This window comes from Paenibacillus sp. 453mf, assembly GCF_900116105.1.
Taxonomy (GTDB): domain Bacteria; phylum Bacillota; class Bacilli; order Paenibacillales; family Paenibacillaceae; genus Paenibacillus; species Paenibacillus provencensis.
Genome location: NZ_FPAC01000001.1, coordinates 2,118,491 through 2,137,393 on the forward strand (window position 1 = coordinate 2,118,491; position 18,903 = coordinate 2,137,393).

13 protein-coding genes and 1 pseudogene are annotated in these 18,903 nt (G+C 43.8%); 2 read left to right on the plus strand and 12 right to left on the minus strand.

The genetic code is table 11. The features are described from left to right. Positions 1 to 4: 4 nt before the first annotated feature. Both pabB and BM415_RS09990 read right to left on the minus strand, forming a co-directional pair. Complete coding sequence (gene pabB, locus BM415_RS09985; protein ID WP_091157414.1) at positions 5 to 1,801, minus strand: aminodeoxychorismate synthase component I; 1,797 nt, start codon at positions 1,799 to 1,801, stop codon at positions 5 to 7. 33 nt (positions 1,802 to 1,834) lie between these two features. Beyond that, complete coding sequence (locus BM415_RS09990; RefSeq protein ID WP_091157417.1) at positions 1,835 to 2,434, minus strand: anthranilate synthase component II; 600 nt, start codon at positions 2,432 to 2,434, stop codon at positions 1,835 to 1,837. A gap of 940 nt (positions 2,435 to 3,374) precedes the next feature. Between BM415_RS09990 and BM415_RS25910 the strand changes: the two genes are divergently transcribed. Further along, a complete protein-coding gene (locus BM415_RS25910; protein WP_348272325.1) occupies positions 3,375 to 3,527 on the plus strand; it encodes a Ger(x)C family spore germination C-terminal domain-containing protein in 153 nt (50 codons plus the stop codon). Between the two features lie 29 nt (positions 3,528 to 3,556). Here BM415_RS25910 and BM415_RS10000 read toward each other — a convergent pair. The 7 genes and pseudogenes from BM415_RS10000 to BM415_RS10030 all read right to left on the minus strand — a co-directional run bounded on the left by BM415_RS10000 (position 3,557) and on the right by BM415_RS10030 (position 14,708). Next, positions 3,557 to 4,775: pseudogene (locus BM415_RS10000) on the minus strand (MFS transporter). Positions 4,776 to 4,825: 50 nt separating this feature from the next. After that, entirely contained in the window at positions 4,826 to 5,806 is a 981-nt protein-coding gene (locus BM415_RS10005) for an ROK family protein (protein ID WP_091157418.1), read from the minus strand. Positions 5,807 to 6,075: 269 nt separating this feature from the next. Further along, the gene (gene fhuB, locus BM415_RS10010; protein WP_091157421.1) at positions 6,076 to 8,181 is read right to left on the minus strand and encodes a Fe(3+)-hydroxamate ABC transporter permease FhuB; all 2,106 of its coding nucleotides are present in this window, start codon (positions 8,179 to 8,181) and stop codon (positions 6,076 to 6,078) included. Then, positions 8,178 to 9,209, minus strand: coding sequence for an ABC transporter substrate-binding protein (locus BM415_RS10015; protein WP_244533203.1), 1,032 nt, complete (start codon positions 9,207 to 9,209; stop codon positions 8,178 to 8,180). The genes fhuB and BM415_RS10015 overlap by 4 nt, the downstream gene beginning before the upstream one ends. 246 nt (positions 9,210 to 9,455) lie before the next feature. Next, positions 9,456 to 11,357 (minus strand): PAS domain S-box protein, encoded by a 1,902-nt coding sequence (locus BM415_RS10020; RefSeq protein WP_091157423.1) that lies wholly within the window; start codon positions 11,355 to 11,357, stop codon positions 9,456 to 9,458. A 124-nt stretch (positions 11,358 to 11,481) separates the two neighbouring features. Then, positions 11,482 to 12,705: a Bcr/CflA family efflux MFS transporter gene (locus BM415_RS10025; RefSeq protein WP_091157426.1), complete on the minus strand. Its 1,224-nt coding sequence runs from the start codon at positions 12,703 to 12,705 to the stop codon at positions 11,482 to 11,484. Between the two features lie 308 nt (positions 12,706 to 13,013). Continuing rightward, positions 13,014 to 14,708 (minus strand): ABC transporter substrate-binding protein, encoded by a 1,695-nt coding sequence (locus BM415_RS10030; RefSeq protein ID WP_091157428.1) that lies wholly within the window; start codon positions 14,706 to 14,708, stop codon positions 13,014 to 13,016. A 202-nt stretch (positions 14,709 to 14,910) separates the two neighbouring features. Here BM415_RS10030 and BM415_RS10035 point away from each other — a divergent pair, with 202 nt between their 5' ends. After that, positions 14,911 to 15,777 carry an AraC family transcriptional regulator gene (locus BM415_RS10035; RefSeq protein ID WP_091157431.1) on the plus strand — a complete coding sequence of 289 codons (867 nt, stop codon included), beginning with the start codon at positions 14,911 to 14,913 and terminating at the stop codon, positions 15,775 to 15,777. 152 nt (positions 15,778 to 15,929) lie between these two features. Here the strand turns inward: BM415_RS10035 and BM415_RS10040 are convergent, their stop codons facing one another. The 3 genes from BM415_RS10040 to BM415_RS10050 form a co-directional block, all read right to left on the minus strand. After that, positions 15,930 to 17,447, minus strand: coding sequence for a glycoside hydrolase family 43 protein (locus tag BM415_RS10040; RefSeq protein WP_091157434.1), 1,518 nt, complete (start codon positions 17,445 to 17,447; stop codon positions 15,930 to 15,932). Between the two features lie 411 nt (positions 17,448 to 17,858). Beyond that, positions 17,859 to 18,245, minus strand: coding sequence for a VOC family protein (locus BM415_RS10045; RefSeq protein WP_091157437.1), 387 nt, complete (start codon positions 18,243 to 18,245; stop codon positions 17,859 to 17,861). A gap of 83 nt (positions 18,246 to 18,328) precedes the next feature. Further along, on the minus strand, positions 18,329 to 18,799 hold the full coding sequence (locus BM415_RS10050) for a GNAT family N-acetyltransferase (RefSeq protein WP_091157440.1): 471 nt from the start codon (positions 18,797 to 18,799) through the stop codon (positions 18,329 to 18,331). Between the last annotated feature and the right edge of the window lie 104 nt (positions 18,800 to 18,903).

An 18,903-nucleotide genomic window follows, 5' to 3' on the forward strand; every position in this document is an offset into this window, starting at 1 on the left:
TCCTTCAACTCAGCGTATAATTGAGTTCATGAATAACTTGATCGAGGCTTTCTTGTGTTATATCAATGGAGATCCAGCCTCGAACACTATTAATAAGCCATATCTGCGATGCCTCAATTATATCCCGCATCGTAAGGACTCTTTCAACTACCAATCCGCTCTGGACAAGCTCGTTTCGAAGCGTACCTCCCAGAAGTCCACAATGAATCGGAGGAGTGAACTTCATATTATTGATTTCAAAAACGACATTCCCGGTTGTAAACTCTGTTATTTCCCTATTTTCGTTCCACAGAAGAACATCATAGGCTTGTCCTCTTTTTTCGTAATGTTCATTATAGATCTCCCGATACGTTGTTTTATGATAAAGAAAACGGTTAGCTGATGAAATCGGAGATTGAGCTAAAACGGCTTCATTCACACCATTTCTATTAGTAATAGGCTCGTTATTTATATTAAAGCTTCCGTTCTTGGACAGCAGCAGTCTTGTTTTCCAGATCCCATCCTTATGCTGGGTTGAATGCTGTAAGAGTGCTTGCCTAATTAAATCCCAATTTCCTTCATACTCAAAATAAGCAGCAGAATTCTTCATTCTTTGAAGATGAGGGTCCAGCAAATCATATATTCCATTTTCGAGTCGGATTGATTCCAACAGCTGAAATTCCGGTCTAACTTCAGTTAATAGCAAAGCCTTTGTTCTAGCCTCTTGATATTCTTCCTCTGCTGTAGAGTCCCAAGTAATACCGCCACCCACACCATATTCAGCTTGATCTGTCCGGTGGTCTATCCAAACCGTTCTAATTGCAACATTAAATATAACCGATCCATCTGGATTGATTACGCCAATGGACCCGCAATAAATCTCTCTGGGGGTATGCTCCAGTTCCTGTATAAGGTGCATCGTGCTGATTTTTGGAGCACCCGTGATGGATCCACACGGAAACAAAGCTTTAAAGGTATCAAATAGACCTGTATCTTCCTTTATATTAGCCGTTACCGTAGAGGTCATTTGAAACAGTGTGTAATACTTCTCAATATCAAATAAGCTGGGTACATCTACACTCCCTGGCTCAGCGATAACTCCAAGATCGTTCCTCAACAGGTCTGTAATCATTACATTTTCCGCTCGATTCTTATCAGAATTACGTAACCATTCAGATAAAACCTTATCCTCTTCCAAGGTAACGCCGCGTCTAACGGTTCCTTTCATCGGGCGGGTTTCAATCTGTCTGCCTTTTTTCTTAAAGAACAATTCGGGAGAGGCACTCAGAATACTAAAGTCTCCCATGTGAAGCATTGCTGAATAATCTGCTTGCTGGGCAAGACACAATCTTGTGTAGAAGTTATAAGGATTACCTTCAAATGAAGATCGGAGCCGCATGGTATAGTTAACTTGATATGTATCTCCACGTCTTATTGCTTCATGGATTTGACGTATGTGGTCATTGTATGTGGTTTCTTCTATGGTAGGACTCCACGCTGAGACCTCAAACTTCTCGCATTCAAAGTGAACTTCGCCGCCATGATCATGATCAAAAATTCCAAACCAGAGTAGAGGTAAAACGGTATTCTGATGAACCCTGAATGCTGAATCAAATGCAGGGGCGGCTTCATAAGAAACATAGCCAGCTGCATAATATCCCTCTTTTGTGTACTGCTCAACTCTTTGTAATGCTTCTTTAACTTCTGAAACGTTCCTTGCCATAATAACTTCTCGTGGATTGCTAAATACTTTCCGTTGCTTACACTTCTCTTCATTTACGAAATCCAAAATGATATAGGGATTGTCCTTATTAAAGTTCATTAAACGGTAGCCTCCTATAAGTGCCGGTTAGTATTAAACATACTTTAATTCTGTTGCTCGTTTCTGTACGGAATAGATTTGGAGAAAGTTGTTTAATATTTGTTTACCGTAGGGAGTAATAATGGATTCGGGATGAAACTGTACACCTTCGATATCATACTTCCGATGTCTAAGTGCCATGACTTCCCCTGCCTCAGACGTCGCCGTCACTTCGATATCATCTGGAACCTCATGATGAACGATTAGGGAATGATATCTTGCTACCGTCAGGGGGTTTGGAAGATTCTGAAAGAGACCTTTGCCCTCATGTTGGATAAGGGATGTTTTACCATGCATAGGTCGATCTGCAGGTCTGACTTCAGCCCCAAAGGCTTGTCCAATTGCTTGATGACCAAGGCAAACGCCGAGTATTGGAACTTTTCCAGCGAAGTAGTTGATGAGTTCTAGAGAGATTCCCGCATTCGAAGGATTGGAAGGACCTGGAGAAATGACAATGTAATCTGGATTTAAAATTTCTAATGCATTTAATGTAATGGAATCATTTCTATATACTGTGACCTGTTGTCCAAGTTCAGATAAATACTGCACTAAGTTGTATGTGAATGAATCAAAGTTATCAATTATAGCAAGCATATACATCCTCCTATAGTTAGGATACCAATTGGGAACTTAGACTGACCGTCCGGTCTTTTAATGGGTAGAAATGTTTATTTCCTCTCTAATACTCACCTCCTATAATTAGACTGACTATTCGGTTTGTTAACATTCATATAATTCTAATATACTTGATATTATGTACTAATCTACTACAAATTACCTGAGAATGGTATCAGTATAGCACAAGAAATGTGAATATTTGTTATTATATTTAGTTTTTTCTGTAAAAATGTTCAAAATGGTAACACTGACCTATTGTTTAATACAGCTTTCGACATGTTAAGACAAGTGGCCGATTTATCGTCCCGGCTTCGAACATGCTTTGATTAACGGATCTTGGAATGGAGGTTGGTAGATCCAATTTAGATAAGAGCTGATTTTCGGGTCACTTTTTAATGCTTCAATTGAAGTCAACCCAAGAACAACAAGCTCTCTTCGTAAATAAATGGTGAATTTGCTTATGGCATGGAATACAGAGATTCCCGTTTCCTTATGACTTCCACCCAACTCACGGGGGGTTAGATGATGCACCGTTGTGACTGGGACGACCCGGTTGCATAGTTCACACTTCCTTAGATGATCCTTCATTTTCTTTTCATTACACATACTATCCCTAAAAAAGGATGAAAAGGATGCTGGCGACAGACGAACTAGAGACGTATCGCATTTCATGCGGATAGATGAATTATACATTACATTGACTGTCAACGCTTGCAGACGGCAAGCAGATTAAAGAGAGATTGCTTCCTTATATTCTGGCAGTACAGCCTGCTACACTATCATAGCTTAAGTCCATCAAAGCTATGCTCTATGAATCATCTACGCATATCTTCACTATGCCTACACAATCAGAATTCTGTGTAATCAAGAAAGCACTCGATCAAGACTTGAGTATGAATATGGAAAAAATGCTTCGATCTGTTCAGCAGCAAAGATTGACCCGATCGGGATCGGTTCTATTGCTCGCTCAAGGGATCGTAACTGGAATGAGGAAGAATGGTCCCGCATCTATCCCACCGTGCAATTACAAGTCCATGTAAATTCCAACTTCGTCGGCGATGACATGTAATATGAATAGGCCTCATGCTGACGAATATTTTATTTAAGTTTTCCTAGATTTTTGTTGCGCAATAATTGATTAACACGCTCCGAGCTGACCAGCATGAGCAATATAAACAGCAATACGACAGCTGGGAATAGGCTGATTCCGAAGTTTGTTGCGATAAATCCGAATATAGGCGGAAGAAACGTGGTCCCTGTATAGGCAACGGCCATTTGGTACCCGATTAATTTTGCAGCATGCTCCTTGCCGAACCTCGCTGGCGTCTCATGAATAAACCCGGGGTAGATCGGAGCAAATCCGAGACCAATGAGAACGAAGCCTGCAAGAAGGAACACCTCAGGAAGCGGGAGCAATAAGCACAAGCCGCCAATAACCGCTATGAGATGACCGGCAAGAATTAATACACGGTTGCTTAATTTCATTGTTATAAATCCGGTAATGAAGCGGCCGATGGTAATCCCGCCATAATAGAGGGATATCCATACTGCAGCGGTATCTGCCGGTATATTTCTTTCACCTACCAGATAACTTGCGCCCCATAAACCAACGGTCATCTCTACACCACAGTATAATAAGAACGCAATAAGTGTATATTTAACACCTGTCATCCGAAGGGGATGTTGCGGTGTGGTAGGCATAATCTGATTTGAGGGAGACATTTCTTCAATATTCTCTTGGTCCTTCTTCCGGTCTGATTGATGCAGCTGGGCGACTTTTTTCCACAGAGGAAGTGTGATGAAGAGCAAGAGAACAAGACTAAACTGAATCATTGAAACGGCGAAATACCCATCTCTCCATGAACCCTGCTCAGCGATATAATAAGACATGATGATGGGACCGCCGGTTGCTCCAATTCCCCAGAAGCAATGCAGCCAGCTCATATGGCGGGCTTTATAATTCGCTGCTACATAGTGATTCAGAGCTGAGTCGACTGCGCCTGCTCCCAGACCACGGAATGGCCAGAATAATCAGCCAAGCAAGTGAAGGTGCAAAAGAAAAGCCGATCAGTGCACCTGCAGTCAGGATACAGCTGAACAGAGTAATCTTGCCTGTTCCAAAAGCCTGGATTAACCAGCCGCTCGCGAGACTCGATACGATTGTCCCTGCAGCAATAATCATCGACAGCAGCCCTGCTGACTCAAATGATGCTCTAATATCGGGCTGCATGACTGGCCATGCTGCGCCAAGCATGGAATCCGGCAGCCCCAGACTAATAAATGCTAAATAGATAATAATCAAAAACCAAGTTGCCATTTCACCATCCCTTTCTAAGCTGTCATTAGCTAAGTTCTGTGTACTTGGGCTCAAAGCTCGCTGAGAGCCAGCCATTTCAAGCCATCCGCATAATCTCGAGCCACAGATTGTTCAAAGACAAGCTCAGGACAAGTCGGAATCGAATGTCTTGTAAGATAGTTGTTCCATTCTGTCAGGAACGCTTCTTGATCGAGCTGCTCCTTGTATATAACAATCATATCGGGTGCCAAGACCGCGTTCACACTCTGTAAAATGCGGCACGCGATTTCATGAAAAGCTTCCACATTGAGCGGTTTAGTCCAATCCACATCTACAGGAAGATATTTAATTTCCCCTGCCATTCCATTCTTTCCCTTAATGACTCCTCCATTTAGATACGTACCCATACCAGGCGGATACTTCTCCGGAAAATAAATGCCTACAATGCACTGATCATCAGCTGCTTGTTCCCGGTAAGCATATCCGCTTATGGCTGCATTTACATCGTTCTCTACAACAACCGGTAGTCCATAGGTAGATTCAAGCTGCTCTGTCAATCGCATCCCATACAGCAGCTCATGACTTGTAACTGTAATCACCCCGTCAACCGATTGACCTGGAATTCCGATCCCGATGACTTTAATAGACTCAAATTCTTCTATCAATCGATCTATACATTGGAATAAGATGTCAGGGTTAAAATTCTGATAAACATATCTCTCCTGCTTTAATATTTCTTCATTAAGGTTCACGACACTAGCGTTGATCACATCTTCACTCTGCTCTTCCACCATATGAAGCACAAGTGCCAGACTATAGTTATAATTGTACCGATAGGTAAGAGCTGGCCTGCCGCCGCTAGATACCTGGTTCTCCTCTTCAAACAGCTCTCCGCAGTGTACCAAATGCTTCACAAGCGAGTTAATCGTGACAACACTTAGCCCTGTCTTATGGGCAAGCTGTGGCTTGGTGGCGCTTCCACTCTGTTTCATCACTCGCCGAATCATATTTAGATTCATCTGCTTCATTAAGTTTACACTCGCTTTTTCCATACTCTTCACCTGCCGCATACTTAATAAATAATCTTTATAAAGTCTCTTTATTTATAGACTGCTATTAAAGTCATGTCAATACTTATTATGTAATAAGAAGGCTATACTATAATCTCCGGCAAATAATCCTCCTCACCTCTATTAACTGAATGTAGTTTTTCTGTCTAAAATATCGCAAATAAAACGCAAATCCATGTAGAAAATATAACAAAATAAGCTATCCCTTCGTATGAACACTCGGGATAGCTTTGTATTCTGCCAATTTGCTGTTACTTTCGTTTCAGCTTATTGGTTTGACTCATCAAATATAACAAATACGGTGTTCCGAGTAATGCAGTTACAATACCGGAAGGCAATTCCTTTGGAATGATCACCACTCTCCCGATCAAATCTGCACCAGCCAGGAGTATGCCGCCGATCAAAGCAGCGATCACCATTGACTTCCGATGATTGGAGCCAACCAGCATCCTCGCCGCATGAGGTGCAAGTAAACCGATGAATCCAACTGAACCCACATTTGCGGCTGCAATAGAAGCAAGAAGTACAGCGATAATGGCGACATAGATGCGGGTGTTCCGCACATGAAGCCCTAGACCTGTTGATGTATCCTCGCTGAAGGTCAGCAGATCCACCCTTCTGCCCAGCCATGCTGCGAGCGGCAGTAGAATCAGGATTGCCGGAAGAATACGCATGACCTCTGTCCAGCTTCGATTGTAGGTGCTGCCTGCCATCCATGACAAGGCAGGTGCAACGTCAAGCTCTGCATGGATAATCATTAAATTAATAATAGCCGATCCAAAAGCAGCCACAGCGATCCCGACGAGTGTAAGTACCGTAGGATGAAGCCCCCGTCTCCAGGATACCCCATAGACAATCGCAGCAGAGATGATTCCGCCAATCACCGCACCGACTGGAATCCAATTCGCAGATAGAGCCGGAAAACTAACCATAATCAGCAGTGCTCCAGCTCCTGCGCCACTGGTAACCCCGACGACCTGAGGATCACCCAACGGATTACGAACGGCATTTTGCAGCAAGCATCCACTGACGGCAATCGCCATACCTGACAATCCAGCAGTCAGGAGCCTGGGCAGCCTGTTATCCAGCAGAATTGAGCGATACATTTCGTCACCGCCTCCGGTGAATAATGCTGCTGCTTCCGCAAATGGGATGTACAGGCTTCCATTCATCAGACTGACTATCCATACAAGCACCAACAATGCACTGAAAATACCAACAAGTAATGGATACGACATACGACGCAGGCTGGTCCCTGTCATCATGGAGCTGCCAGAACTATCACTGCTGCCAATCATGGATCGGGATACACGCAAGGCAAGCCAAATGAGACAAGGAGCTCCGATCATTGCCGTTATCGCGCCAACCGGCAATTCTCCGTATGCATCGACGAAGGTGCGGGAGATCGTATCAGCACCTACTAACAGCGCTGCACCCCATAGTGCAGCAAGCGGGATTAATCCCCCGTGCCGGTTCACTCCAGACAAACGCACAAGATGGGGTGCAACGAGTCCGATAAATCCGATTGGACCGACCACACTTACCGTTACACAAGCTAACAATACGGAAGCACCCATGGCAAGAAAGCGAATCGCCCCTACTTTTTGTCCGATGGAACGTGCGGATTCCTCATTCAGTGTTAGCACGTCCCATTGCCGTACTCCCAAGATCAGCACGATGAGTCCGCCTATAATCCAGGGCCATGTAAAAGCGACTCCGTCCCAGTCATTCTGAATCAGCGAACCCGAGCCCCATAAAAAAATACCTTGCGTTGTCTGCTGATTCAGCAGCAGCAGCGCACTTGTAATCGAGGATAACACAAGCGTTACGATCATTCCTGACAAGGCAATCCGAAGCGGTGAACCTTTTGTTTTGCCCGCAAGCGCAAACACGGACAGGGCAGCTAAAGTTCCTCCGATGACGGCAAAGGGTAGAGCATATAAATGCTGGAGTCCAGGCCAGAAGATCATTCCTGCGACGACAGCCAGATAAGCTCCGGCATTCACCCCAAGCGTCGTCTCCGATGCGAGCGGATTTCGTGTAACGGTTTGCATCAGCACACCTGATACGGCAAGTGCAGCCCCCGCAAAGAGTCCTATCACCGTTCTTGGCAGCCGAACACTGCGGATCATATGATGCTCTGCCAGGTCCTGAGGAGATAGCAGTGCCTGCACTACTGTCTTGACGGATATATCTGCTAAACCTTGAGTCAGGCTGAGAAATGTTAGTAATAACAGCGATACAACTCCTGCAATTAGCATCCATAACGGCTTCCAGCCCCTCCCCGATGAGACGGAGGGGACTGGATGAATGCTTGCAGGCTCAGTAGATTGAGCTTGATATTTCCCTAGATTCATTGTGTAAGCAAATCAGCTGTTTTCTGTGCCATAACCTGAGCGGATAAGGGGCCGCCGTATGGCCACATATCGCCGCCAAGCGCATATACACGATTTTCTTTAACGAAATTCAGTCCATTCCAGACCGGATTATCCTTCAGCTGATTATCGATGACATTATCACTCTCTTGAATAATATGAAGGAAATTGGCATCCTGTAGAGCTGGCAGAGCTTCTACATCCGTCGTTGTAAAGCCATAAACCTCAAATTGGCTAGGCTTATATGCATTTGTCAAGCCGATGTGTTCCAAAATCTTGACCGCAAGTGAATTATCCGTGGATATGCGGAAGGTCACTGCATTTTGGTTGCTGAAACCCATCGCAAGTGCAAATGGACGTTCTGTCATACCTGCTGATTCCAACTTGGCTTTGGAGTCAGCATAGGTTTGATCCAGCTCACTAAGTACTTTTTCCGCTTCGTCTTTCTTGTCGAGAACGTCTGCGATCGTATTAAATGTACTCAGCATCTCTTCATACTGATCTCCTTCACCTTCAGCAGGATAAGGGTCAAACACAAGTATTGGAGCGATTTTGGTGTAAGCTTCATAATTGGATCCGAGATTGGATTTGAGCCCAATGATGAGGTCAGGCTTCAGTGATGCAATAATTTCCAGGTTCGGCTCCTGACGCGTACCTACATCCGTCACATCAGCACCAATCTCAACAGGAATATCAACCCATGTATTCATTCCTTCAATGTCGGCAATCCCAACAGGCTGAACACCAAGCGCCATCACATCTTCAGCATATAACCACTCAAGAGCAACCACACGCTGTGGTACACCCGTAATTTCCGTTTCCCCAAGCACATGTTTAATCGTTCGCGTCTGCGGCTCGCTCGTATTGCTATCTGCACTCTGTGCAGGCTGGTTCGTCGACTCTCCAGACCCGGAGGTCTCATTGACAGCGGTGCCTGAACCCCCTCCACAACCAGCAAGTACCAGAGCAAACATCAAAACAATGAACACCAAACTCTTTGCATTATGCACTGCATTTCCCCCTATAACCTATATGTATTTTGTAATAACTGCTAGATGATAATCACTATTGATAATAATTATCATTATCATCATTGATTACAATAATAGATACTCCCCTAGATTATGTCAATAAAAATTCATATTGGTATCACCGACAAATGAATCGTATCCATGATCACTCTGATATCAAAAAGCAGGCCCCCCTCAGGAGTTTACCTGATGTTAGGCCTGCTTTCCCTATTTTTATTCCTCATTTTAGATATGTTCCAGCTCCAGCAAAAACTGAAATGTCGAGCCCTTCCCTTCGATACTTTGAACACTGATGCTGCCGCCCATAAGCTCAAGGAGACGTTTAGTTATGGCTAGTCCTAATCCCGTTCCTCCGTAATTACGGCTAATCTCGGGATCTAATTGAGAGAAGGATTGAAACAACAATCGTTCCTTATGCTTCGGTATGCCGATTCCTGTGTCTTGAACCTGTACCATCAGCAGCACTCGCTTGCGGCCAGGTATATGAATCGATTCAGCTCGGATCAACACCTCACCAGATTCCGTGAATTTCACACCATTGCTGATTAAATTGATGAGAATCTGTCTTATTTTTGCTTCATCACCGATCAAACTGTGCGGTATTCTGTTATCACATTCCTTCGTTAGCGTGATTCCCTTATTTCTTGCCTGTGCACTGAAGAGATTGGTCACTTCATCTAACACATCATGAAAACAAAATGAGGAATGCCGAACCTCTACCTGGCTGGTTTCCAGCTTGCTCAGATTAAGAATATTATTCAATGTTTGAATAAGTGAATCACTGCTGCTGAGTATAATTTCCATATAGCTGAGCTGTTCTTCATTAAGCTTCGTATCGGCGAGAAGTGATGCCATCCCCATAATAGCGTTCATTGGTGTTCGTATTTCATGGCTCATGATGGATAAGAACTCGGATTTTTCCTTCTCCGCCCTCTCTGCCTCATCCTTTGCCTTCCTAATTTCGTTGATTGAAGTCATATCCCTAAGAACCACGACAGAACCTTTTTTCTCCTGCTCTATAATGGAATGCACTTGATATTCAGCAATAAAGGTACTGCCATCTTCTTTTCCGAAGAGTGCCTCTTGAACACAAGTGTCCCCTTCATTTGACAGAATCGCTTTGTGGATCGGCATTTGATTCTTGTCGTATGGATAGTAATTCTCATTAATTTGAACAAAATAATCCGTCAGCCGCGATCCGATCACCGCATGCTCGTTCATTGTGATCAGCTCTGCACCCGCTTTGTTTAAATACAGTATCCGTCCCTCCGGATCAACACCGAAGATCGCATCCTTAACCGTATTAAGAATTAATTCAAGCTGTTTGCCCAGATTTTCAATCTGCTTCAGATACACGGTGCTCTCCGTCGTATCTGCGGTAATACCATAAACACCTACTACACTGCCATTCATCATGATAGGAACATTAATTACGTGCGCTTCGAAGACATGACCGGATTTGCGCAGCATTTTGATATTATATTCTTGGGGGATTCCTTTGGCTGCTTGTGAAAAATGATAGTGGGTTTTCTGCAAACTGTCTGTATGAATCAATACTGAAAAATGACCTGTCAACAGCTCCTCTTGTGTATGCCCTGTTAACGCACATTGACCCTCATTAACTCTAATCAAATTACCATTTAGATCCAATGAGGCTACACCGAGCGGATTGTATTTAAATAAAGATTTATATTCCTGCAGTTCTCGTTCCAGATCTTCAGGCTCTGTATGCTGTACCTTGCTCACTGGACTATTCAATGGAGAAGGGACAAGCTGTACGACGGCATAACCTTCTTCTGCTTCCAGAAGGCTGATCCACATTTCCGCTGTGCAGACACCCCCTTGCTGATTCACCACTTGAACACGGCGGCTTGCTGACGTTTCGTCATGTACCCTTAGCTCCTGAACAATAAGGTCAAAATTAAATTTAGTACGATCCGAATTTACGATGATATCACATAATGTCAGGGTTGATTCCTCGCGATCACTGCTTACACCCAGCCAGTTCTCCATGGCCTTATTCACTCTGACGAAAGCTCCATCTTTTTCCAACACAAGAGCACAGGGGATTGGAGATCTGTAGAACAGACTTTCCCAATGCTTGCTTTTTTTAAATAAGTCAGACATTAAGTTCCCCCTTATTTTACAAGAACTATACTATTAATAACCGGAAGCAGCGGAGTTCAAAACGAAGAAATACAAATGAATATAGTGATTTTTCATACAAAGACTGTATATAGGAAAAGACAGCCTATTCGGCTGCCTCACTCTTTATATTTACCTTATTCTCACCGGTTAGCTTCGTAAATAAGAATGCTCCCAGGCAGGCTGTAACGAATAATATAGCACCCATGGGTACTGCCGTCGTTTCATCAATACCGACGAGAGGAGATACGGCTGAGCCAATTAGCAACGGCACCAATCCTAATACCGCACTCGCGCTTCCCGCTCGATGTCCTTGATGCTCCATCGCTAGCGTGAAGGTGCTTGTAGCAACAATCCCGATGGTAATCATATAGATGAAGATACAAATAACAACAAGGAATAAAGGGCCACGAAGCGCAGTCGTGATCAAGAGCAGCAGTGTAGCACTAACAGCTATCCAAACCCCAATTCTAAGCAGTGTTCGCTCAGGAACAATACCGCCAAAACGGCCAATCAGAAAGCTACCGAAGATGATCGCAATCCCGTTAATGCCGAACAGAATACTGAACACCTGGGGTGACACACCATAGATTTCCTGGTAAACGAATGGCGTTCCTGAGACGTAGGCAAAGCTTCCGCCATGAACAAACCCAACGGTAAGAGCATATCCGATGAATACCCGGTCCTTGAACAATTCTCCCATCGTTTTCACAGAATGTCCAAGCGAACTTGGCATTCTTTTCTCTGGAGGCAGCGTTTCTTTGAGACGCATCCCTATGATCAGCACGATAAAGAGTCCAAACAAACTGAGAAAATAGAAGATCGATTGCCAGTTCGCTGATGGAATGAGCAGGATAGCTCCACCAGACATTGGGGCCACCATCGGAGCTACAGCATTAATGACCGATAGCAATGCAAAAAACTTCGTGAGCTCTCTGCCGTCAAACACGTCACGCACCACCGCACGTGAGATAACAAGTCCCGCAGCAGCGGTAAAGCCTTGAAGGAACCTTGCCACAATAAGCATTGTAATATTAGGCGCCAGCGCACAAAATAGCGAGGACAATGCAAATAAACTGAGTGAAATCAGGAGCGGGACCTTTCGCCCGCGGGCATCACTAATGGGACCCACGATAACCTGACCTATAGCAAGACCAATCAAGCAAGAAGTTAAGCTTAACTGGACAAGTGAAGCTCTCGCACCCAGATCCTCGCCAATCTCGGGGAAGCTGGGAAGGTACATATCGATATTGAATGGTCCTAATATTCCGAGCAAGCTCAACAGAAATGCTAAGGCTAGCCGCTCTTTACCGGTTGGATTGTGCAGCATGCGTAGTAAACACCTATTTTCTTAGGAAATTTAGCTTATGTTGTTTCGGTCTTAAAATAACAAGCCACTGGCTTGTCCCTCTGTAGATGCATGCACAAGCATGAGATTCCGAAAAAGACAAAGCTCTGAACATTATAAGCATTCCTTGCCTATTTGTTAAGTCATTTCTTTAACGTTGACGATTGATCCTCACAGGTTATCGTGTGATCAAGCATTGTAAATATAGAAAAAAGTCGCCAAAAAAAGGCGACTTCGTAATCCATTCATCGTATTTCAAACGACTAACAACCCTCTTATTTCCTTGTAACTTATTCTACATCCTTACCCGTCCATAATCTGACCCGCTCTTTAATCCATTCTGTATATTGCTGCTCCATCTCAACTGCGTCTTCTTTATCCAGTTCAGCTAGCATATTGTCATAAATCGCATCGAATTGATCCGGAGTTGCAATGATCGCTTCAGGAATGCGCTTCTGAATAATGTCCTGCGTTTTTTGGTAGATGACATTGTAATTTCCGCTGTCAGTTGGGATCGGCATATTGTATGCTGCTCCCCACTCTTTAACCGGGAATTCATCTTCGGATGGGAATAGTTCCTTCCAGGTACTGATTCCATAGCCTGCAAGCACTTCCTTCTCAACCTCTGAATAACCCTCTTGTATCTGCTCCGGGAAATTCGTCGTGAAATAGTTATCCGTCGAATCCTTCACTCCGTCACCATAATGCGCTCCAAATATATTGTAGAGACCAATTCCGGTTTCTTTGGTAAAGTTACTGTTGTCGTTGTTCTTCCGTTCCTGAATATCTGCTGGAATCTTGCGTACCCCATCCTCTACAACATAATGCTCACCCTCGATACCCCAATTTCTTAAGATCTGTCCTTCCTCGGAGGACATCCAGTCTAAGAACTTGATTGCACGCACCGGGTCTTCCGCATCAACCGTTATACCAATACCATATCCATCAAAGCCCATTGGCTGAAAATCCGCACGTTTGAAGGACTCATCCAACGTAACTGGATAAAATCCATAAGTGTTTTCGTCTAGACCCGCGCTTTTGAGCGCATTCTCTGCATCGCTGAATCCCCAGTTTGGATCGAAGAGAGACAGCACACGACCACTAGCGATCTTGGCCTTGTATTGATCATCCTTCTGAACAAAGCTTTCTTTATCAATTAGACCATCATTCCACAGCTTGTTTAACCAACTGAAATATTCCTTCTCTTCAGGACGCTTGTAATGAAGCTGCGCTTCATAAGTCTCAGGATCAATAAAATACTCTCCATCACCAGGACCACCGGTAGCCATAACCGCCGGGTCTGTCACGGTAATCATCCGACGCCATCCATCTGCGCTAAGTGTAAGTGGGATGGTCGGCTGACCGTCTTCTGTAGTTGGGTGCAGCTCATAGTACTCTCTAATCACATTCTCGTAATCCTCTATAGTCTTGATCTCGGGATACCCAAGCTCTTTGACAACACGGTGCTGAATAGCAACCCCATTAGTAGCATCAAAATACGTCTGGTCAATGGCACCGTTGGTTGGAAGCCAGTAAATGGATGGATCGTCATTGCTGTATTTCAAGCGATTATAATGTTCTCCATACGCCTCTTTTATGTTCGGTGCGTGCTCCTCAATTAGCTCTGTAAGATCGAGCATGGCTCCAGCTTCGACGAGTCTGGACAAATTCCCTTTAGGAAAGATTAAATCGGGATAATCGCCGCTTGCAGCCATGAGTGAAATCCGGTCATTTCCGCCACCGCTGGAGATATCATATTCCGCTTCGATGGTTACACCCGTCATTTCAGTAATTTTTTGTCCTACTGCATCCTGCATTCTGTTCCAATTGGGACTGGCATCTGCCCCGAAGAATGTAAATGTAATGGGCCCATTCTCATCTGAACTCGCGGGTGCATCACTTTCCGTGGAGCTGCCGCATCCAGCAGCTAGGAGTAAACTGCTTGCCAGAAGCCATGCTCCTATTTTCTTGCCATTTGGTCTCATCCTCTAAAATCCCCCTATTTCTTATGGAATTGCTCCTTCTACATTATTAACGACGAATAGCACCGTTTCTAATTCTGTAGATGAATGCGTTTACATCATTTCAATTAAAAGTATATGGAATTCTAAGAATGCAAACCTTGATTTTTCAGTCAGCAATATAGGATGATATAGACATGATAACGAACTGCTCGGTGGTGGTATTTTGAGTAAGGTCCAATTAAACTGGTTCACAAATGATGAAGAATTTCCCTTCTTTATTCAATATGGCGGTCATGACGAAGATACGTCCTTGCACAGGCATAACGATTTCTCAGAGCTGGTCATCGTCCTTCAGGGTCATGCAACCCATGTGGTCAATAATGAGGTATCCTTTATCAAGAAGGGATATGTTTTTGTAATTAACGGTGAGACCATTCACGGATACAAAGATCCTCAGGATTTCAAAATATGCAATATTATGTACAAGCCTGATTTGTTAACCTACATTGGTTCTGATCTGAACGCCTCTAAAGGTTATCAAGCGCTGTTTGTATTGGAGCCTCTCTATCGGAACATTCAGTCGAATGAGAGTAAATTGTACATGTCTCTCACCAATTTGGAATATGTCTCATCACTGATTACTGCCATGATGAATGAATATAAAAATAAACATCCGGGCTATAAAACAATGCTCACCTCCCGACTTATCGAGCTTGTTGTGTACTTATCCCGTCAGTATGAGAGCAGTGATACCGATACAGACAGCCATGTCATGCATTTGGCTACGGCTGTATCCTACATTGAAGACCATTATTTGGAGGCAATAACTCTTGAGGAGATTGCAGAACATTCTGATATCTCAGTAAGGCATTTAAACCGGATCTTTAAATCCTATTACCAAACCTCACCCATGGCATACCTGCAGCGTCTAAGGTTAGAGCGGGCCTGCCAATTATTAAGATTAACCCGACTCCCGATTACGCAAATTTCATTTCAATCCGGATTTAATGACAGTAATTATTTCGCTAGACAGTTTAAAAAAGCATATGGAATGTCGCCAAAAGCATTCAGGCAAAGTGAACCATCCTGATTTTTTAGAGAATTGAATAATGCGGATTATACAAATAGAGATAGCTCGACATCAGTTTTGATGTCAACCTATCTCTTTTGTCATCTTAATCTACAGTTTTACATTCAGTAGTGCTGGATGTTCTGCTACTAGAGTCTTCTTCCTTCTCTTCTCTATTCATCCTTCGGTTCATATTCATACCAATCGAAGTAGGAAGGTCCAGAATGACCAGCAAGACTTGCCGCGTACATAGCAATCATGACACCAGTAAAACCGCCAGCTACTTCGGTAGATAGAAAGGCCGTCTCTGCCGTTCCAGCTGTTACAGTAACTACACCATCCGCATCTCGAAAGGAAAAGGTGAAGGATTCTCGATCGGTTTGAATCTCAAGCTGAACAGGTCCTGGAGGGCAGTCATAGGACACTTCGACTTTCAAGGAACCTACGGTTCTTCTGAACAGAATCTTCTTGCATCCTTTCACCGAAGTAATCGCCAGCTCATAATGGTATTTCTCATTCATATAAACGGTAAGTCCTGACTCATCTCCATCTTCAGCCGGATCAAACTCAATTGAAGTGGCTACTCTGCTATTAAAATGACTGAGCCGGCGCCCTATGAATGCCGGAGATCCCACATTATCGAGTGTAACCGAGTCTCCTCGGAGCACCAGATATCCTGTCCGTTCTGACAATGACCAGCTATCCGGCCTCGGATTACGTAGAAAAATCCAGTCCACACCAAGCTCAGCCTCATCGAATTCATCCCTGATGGGCTTTCTTGGCAACGGCTCCCCTATAAATTCCGGTGCATCCATAATAGGTTCAATTCGTCCGCCTTCACCGATCATCGGCCACTGATCCTTGGTCCAAGTCACGGGTGCGAGGAATACCTCTCTTCCTAAATGATGCCGCATAGGGTAAGAAGCTGGCCTAACGCCAAGAAGCACAGCCCACCAGCTGCCGTCATGAGCTTCAATAATATCCGCATGGCCTGTAGCGTGAATGCTGCTCTTCAGACTGCGATGGGATAGAATCGGATTATGGGGACAAGCTTCGAAAGGGCCGTAAGGCTCCTTGCTTCTTGCGATCGTCTCCATATGCCCGTACTCCGTCCCCCCCTCAGCAAGCATCAAATAGTAATAATCGCCGATTTGATACAAATGAGGGGCTTCCGGGTATGCACCTCCTGTCCCCTTCCAAATTAGACGACTGTCTGTGAGCATTTCTCCTGTTTCTATGTCAATCTTACATTGATAGATTCCGTCTCCCTGATCTCCTGTACGGGTTGATTGAAAATATACGGTGCCATCCCTGTCAAATAAAAGGGAAGGATCAATGCCATCTTGGGCTACAAGGATAGGGTCAGACCAGCTGCCCGCAGGGTTCTGGGTCTTCACATAGAAATTGCCGATGCTGCCTACGTTTGTGGTCACCATATAGAACCAGCCCTCGTGATATCGGAGTGTAGGAGCAAATATACCGCATGAGCTAGGTACATCCCTCAATGGAAGCTGCTGCTCTGTAGTGAGCACATGTCCAAGCTGTTTCCAATTCACAAGATCATTACTATGGAATATCGGTACACCTGGAAAGTATTGAAATGAGCTAGTGACCAAATAGTAGTCTTCGCCCACTCTGCAAATGCTCGGATCAGGATGAAATCCGGAAATAACGGGGTTTGTGTACTGCATACGATGCACTCCAATCCATCTTTTTTACTTTGATTGTTCATATGTACACCATTTTATTTTATTTACATTTCATAAACCTTGATTAATAAGTCCTCACTTTAGCACAATTTAGACGAACATTAATTATTCCTGATTTAGCAGCTCCTTATAAAAAGAAATAATGAATATATTTTTATACCATGTTAGATTCATCAATGAACAAAATAGACTCAAGGAAAGGAAGTTATAACATGAATACCCTTATATCGAAAAAAGCGGATATCAAATAGATCATAAACCGGTTATAGAAAGATATGTTGGTTATATGATAATCAACGATCGATGTGAAATCTGTGTGCCTATAAGACAAAAGGCTTAAGAAAACAAAAAAAGCGGCCGCCTAAGCGAGCCGCCTTCTCTTACTATATGTTATTATGATTTACTAACTTCCATAACCGCAAAATAATTCTCTTCATCATCTGAGAAGTTAAACACTCTGCCCGTTGGCATGGTCACGATCTCACCAACCGTAATCTTATTGCTGGATAAATGTGAGTATAGATGATCTAAATCCTCTGTGAAAAACATAAGCGAAGGAGTGCCCAGATGTAGGCCGGGAGACATTTGAGCAACCGTTTCCTTATCATGCAATATGATGCTCGTTTCGGACTCCTTGGATGGTGCAATTTCAATCCATCTCATGCCGTGCTCATTATTTTGTTCTGAGATGACATGGAAGCCTGCTTTTTCAGTCCAAAATTTCACGGCACCATCTTGGTCATTCACATACAGCATAATCTGGCCTATTCTACTAATCATCGTACCGTTCCCGCTCCCTTATAGAAAATGAATTCAACCCTATTATTCGCCTTATAGGAATAGAATCCCTCTATCTAACCCAGCTAAAGAGATTTAATATACCATGCATCACAAGCAAAATGCTCCGTTTCCATCAGAGGCTTCGTTAAGGCTTTAAATCCGTTCTTCTGATAGAACTTGTTGGCAGCAACCATATTGTTAAAGGTTTCAAGATAACATTCATTGTAGTGCAATCTGGCGTACTCCAAAGCGACTTCCAGCAGCTCACTTGCTGCTCCAGTACCGCGCGCTTCCTTGTACGCATACATTTTTTGCAGCTCGCATATATGTGGAAATCCACTGATGGGTCCGATGCCGCAGCCAGCTATAATCTTGGAATCCACCTCAACAACCCAATATTTAGAGCCTTCGTGGTTGTATAGATGGTAGAAATCTCCCAAATTCGGATCCGTCCACGCGGTCCCCGGTTTGTTCGCTCCAAATTCAATCAGACAGGTTCTGATCAAATCCTCAACTTGCTTATTATCTCTCTCTTCAATCTCTCTTAATAACATGAAGTAAACTCTCCTATATGCATGGATTAATTGGATAATTCATTCTTTTCGATTGACTGCTCTGCTATGTATCATAGTGCAATTCGCATGATCAGACAATGCAC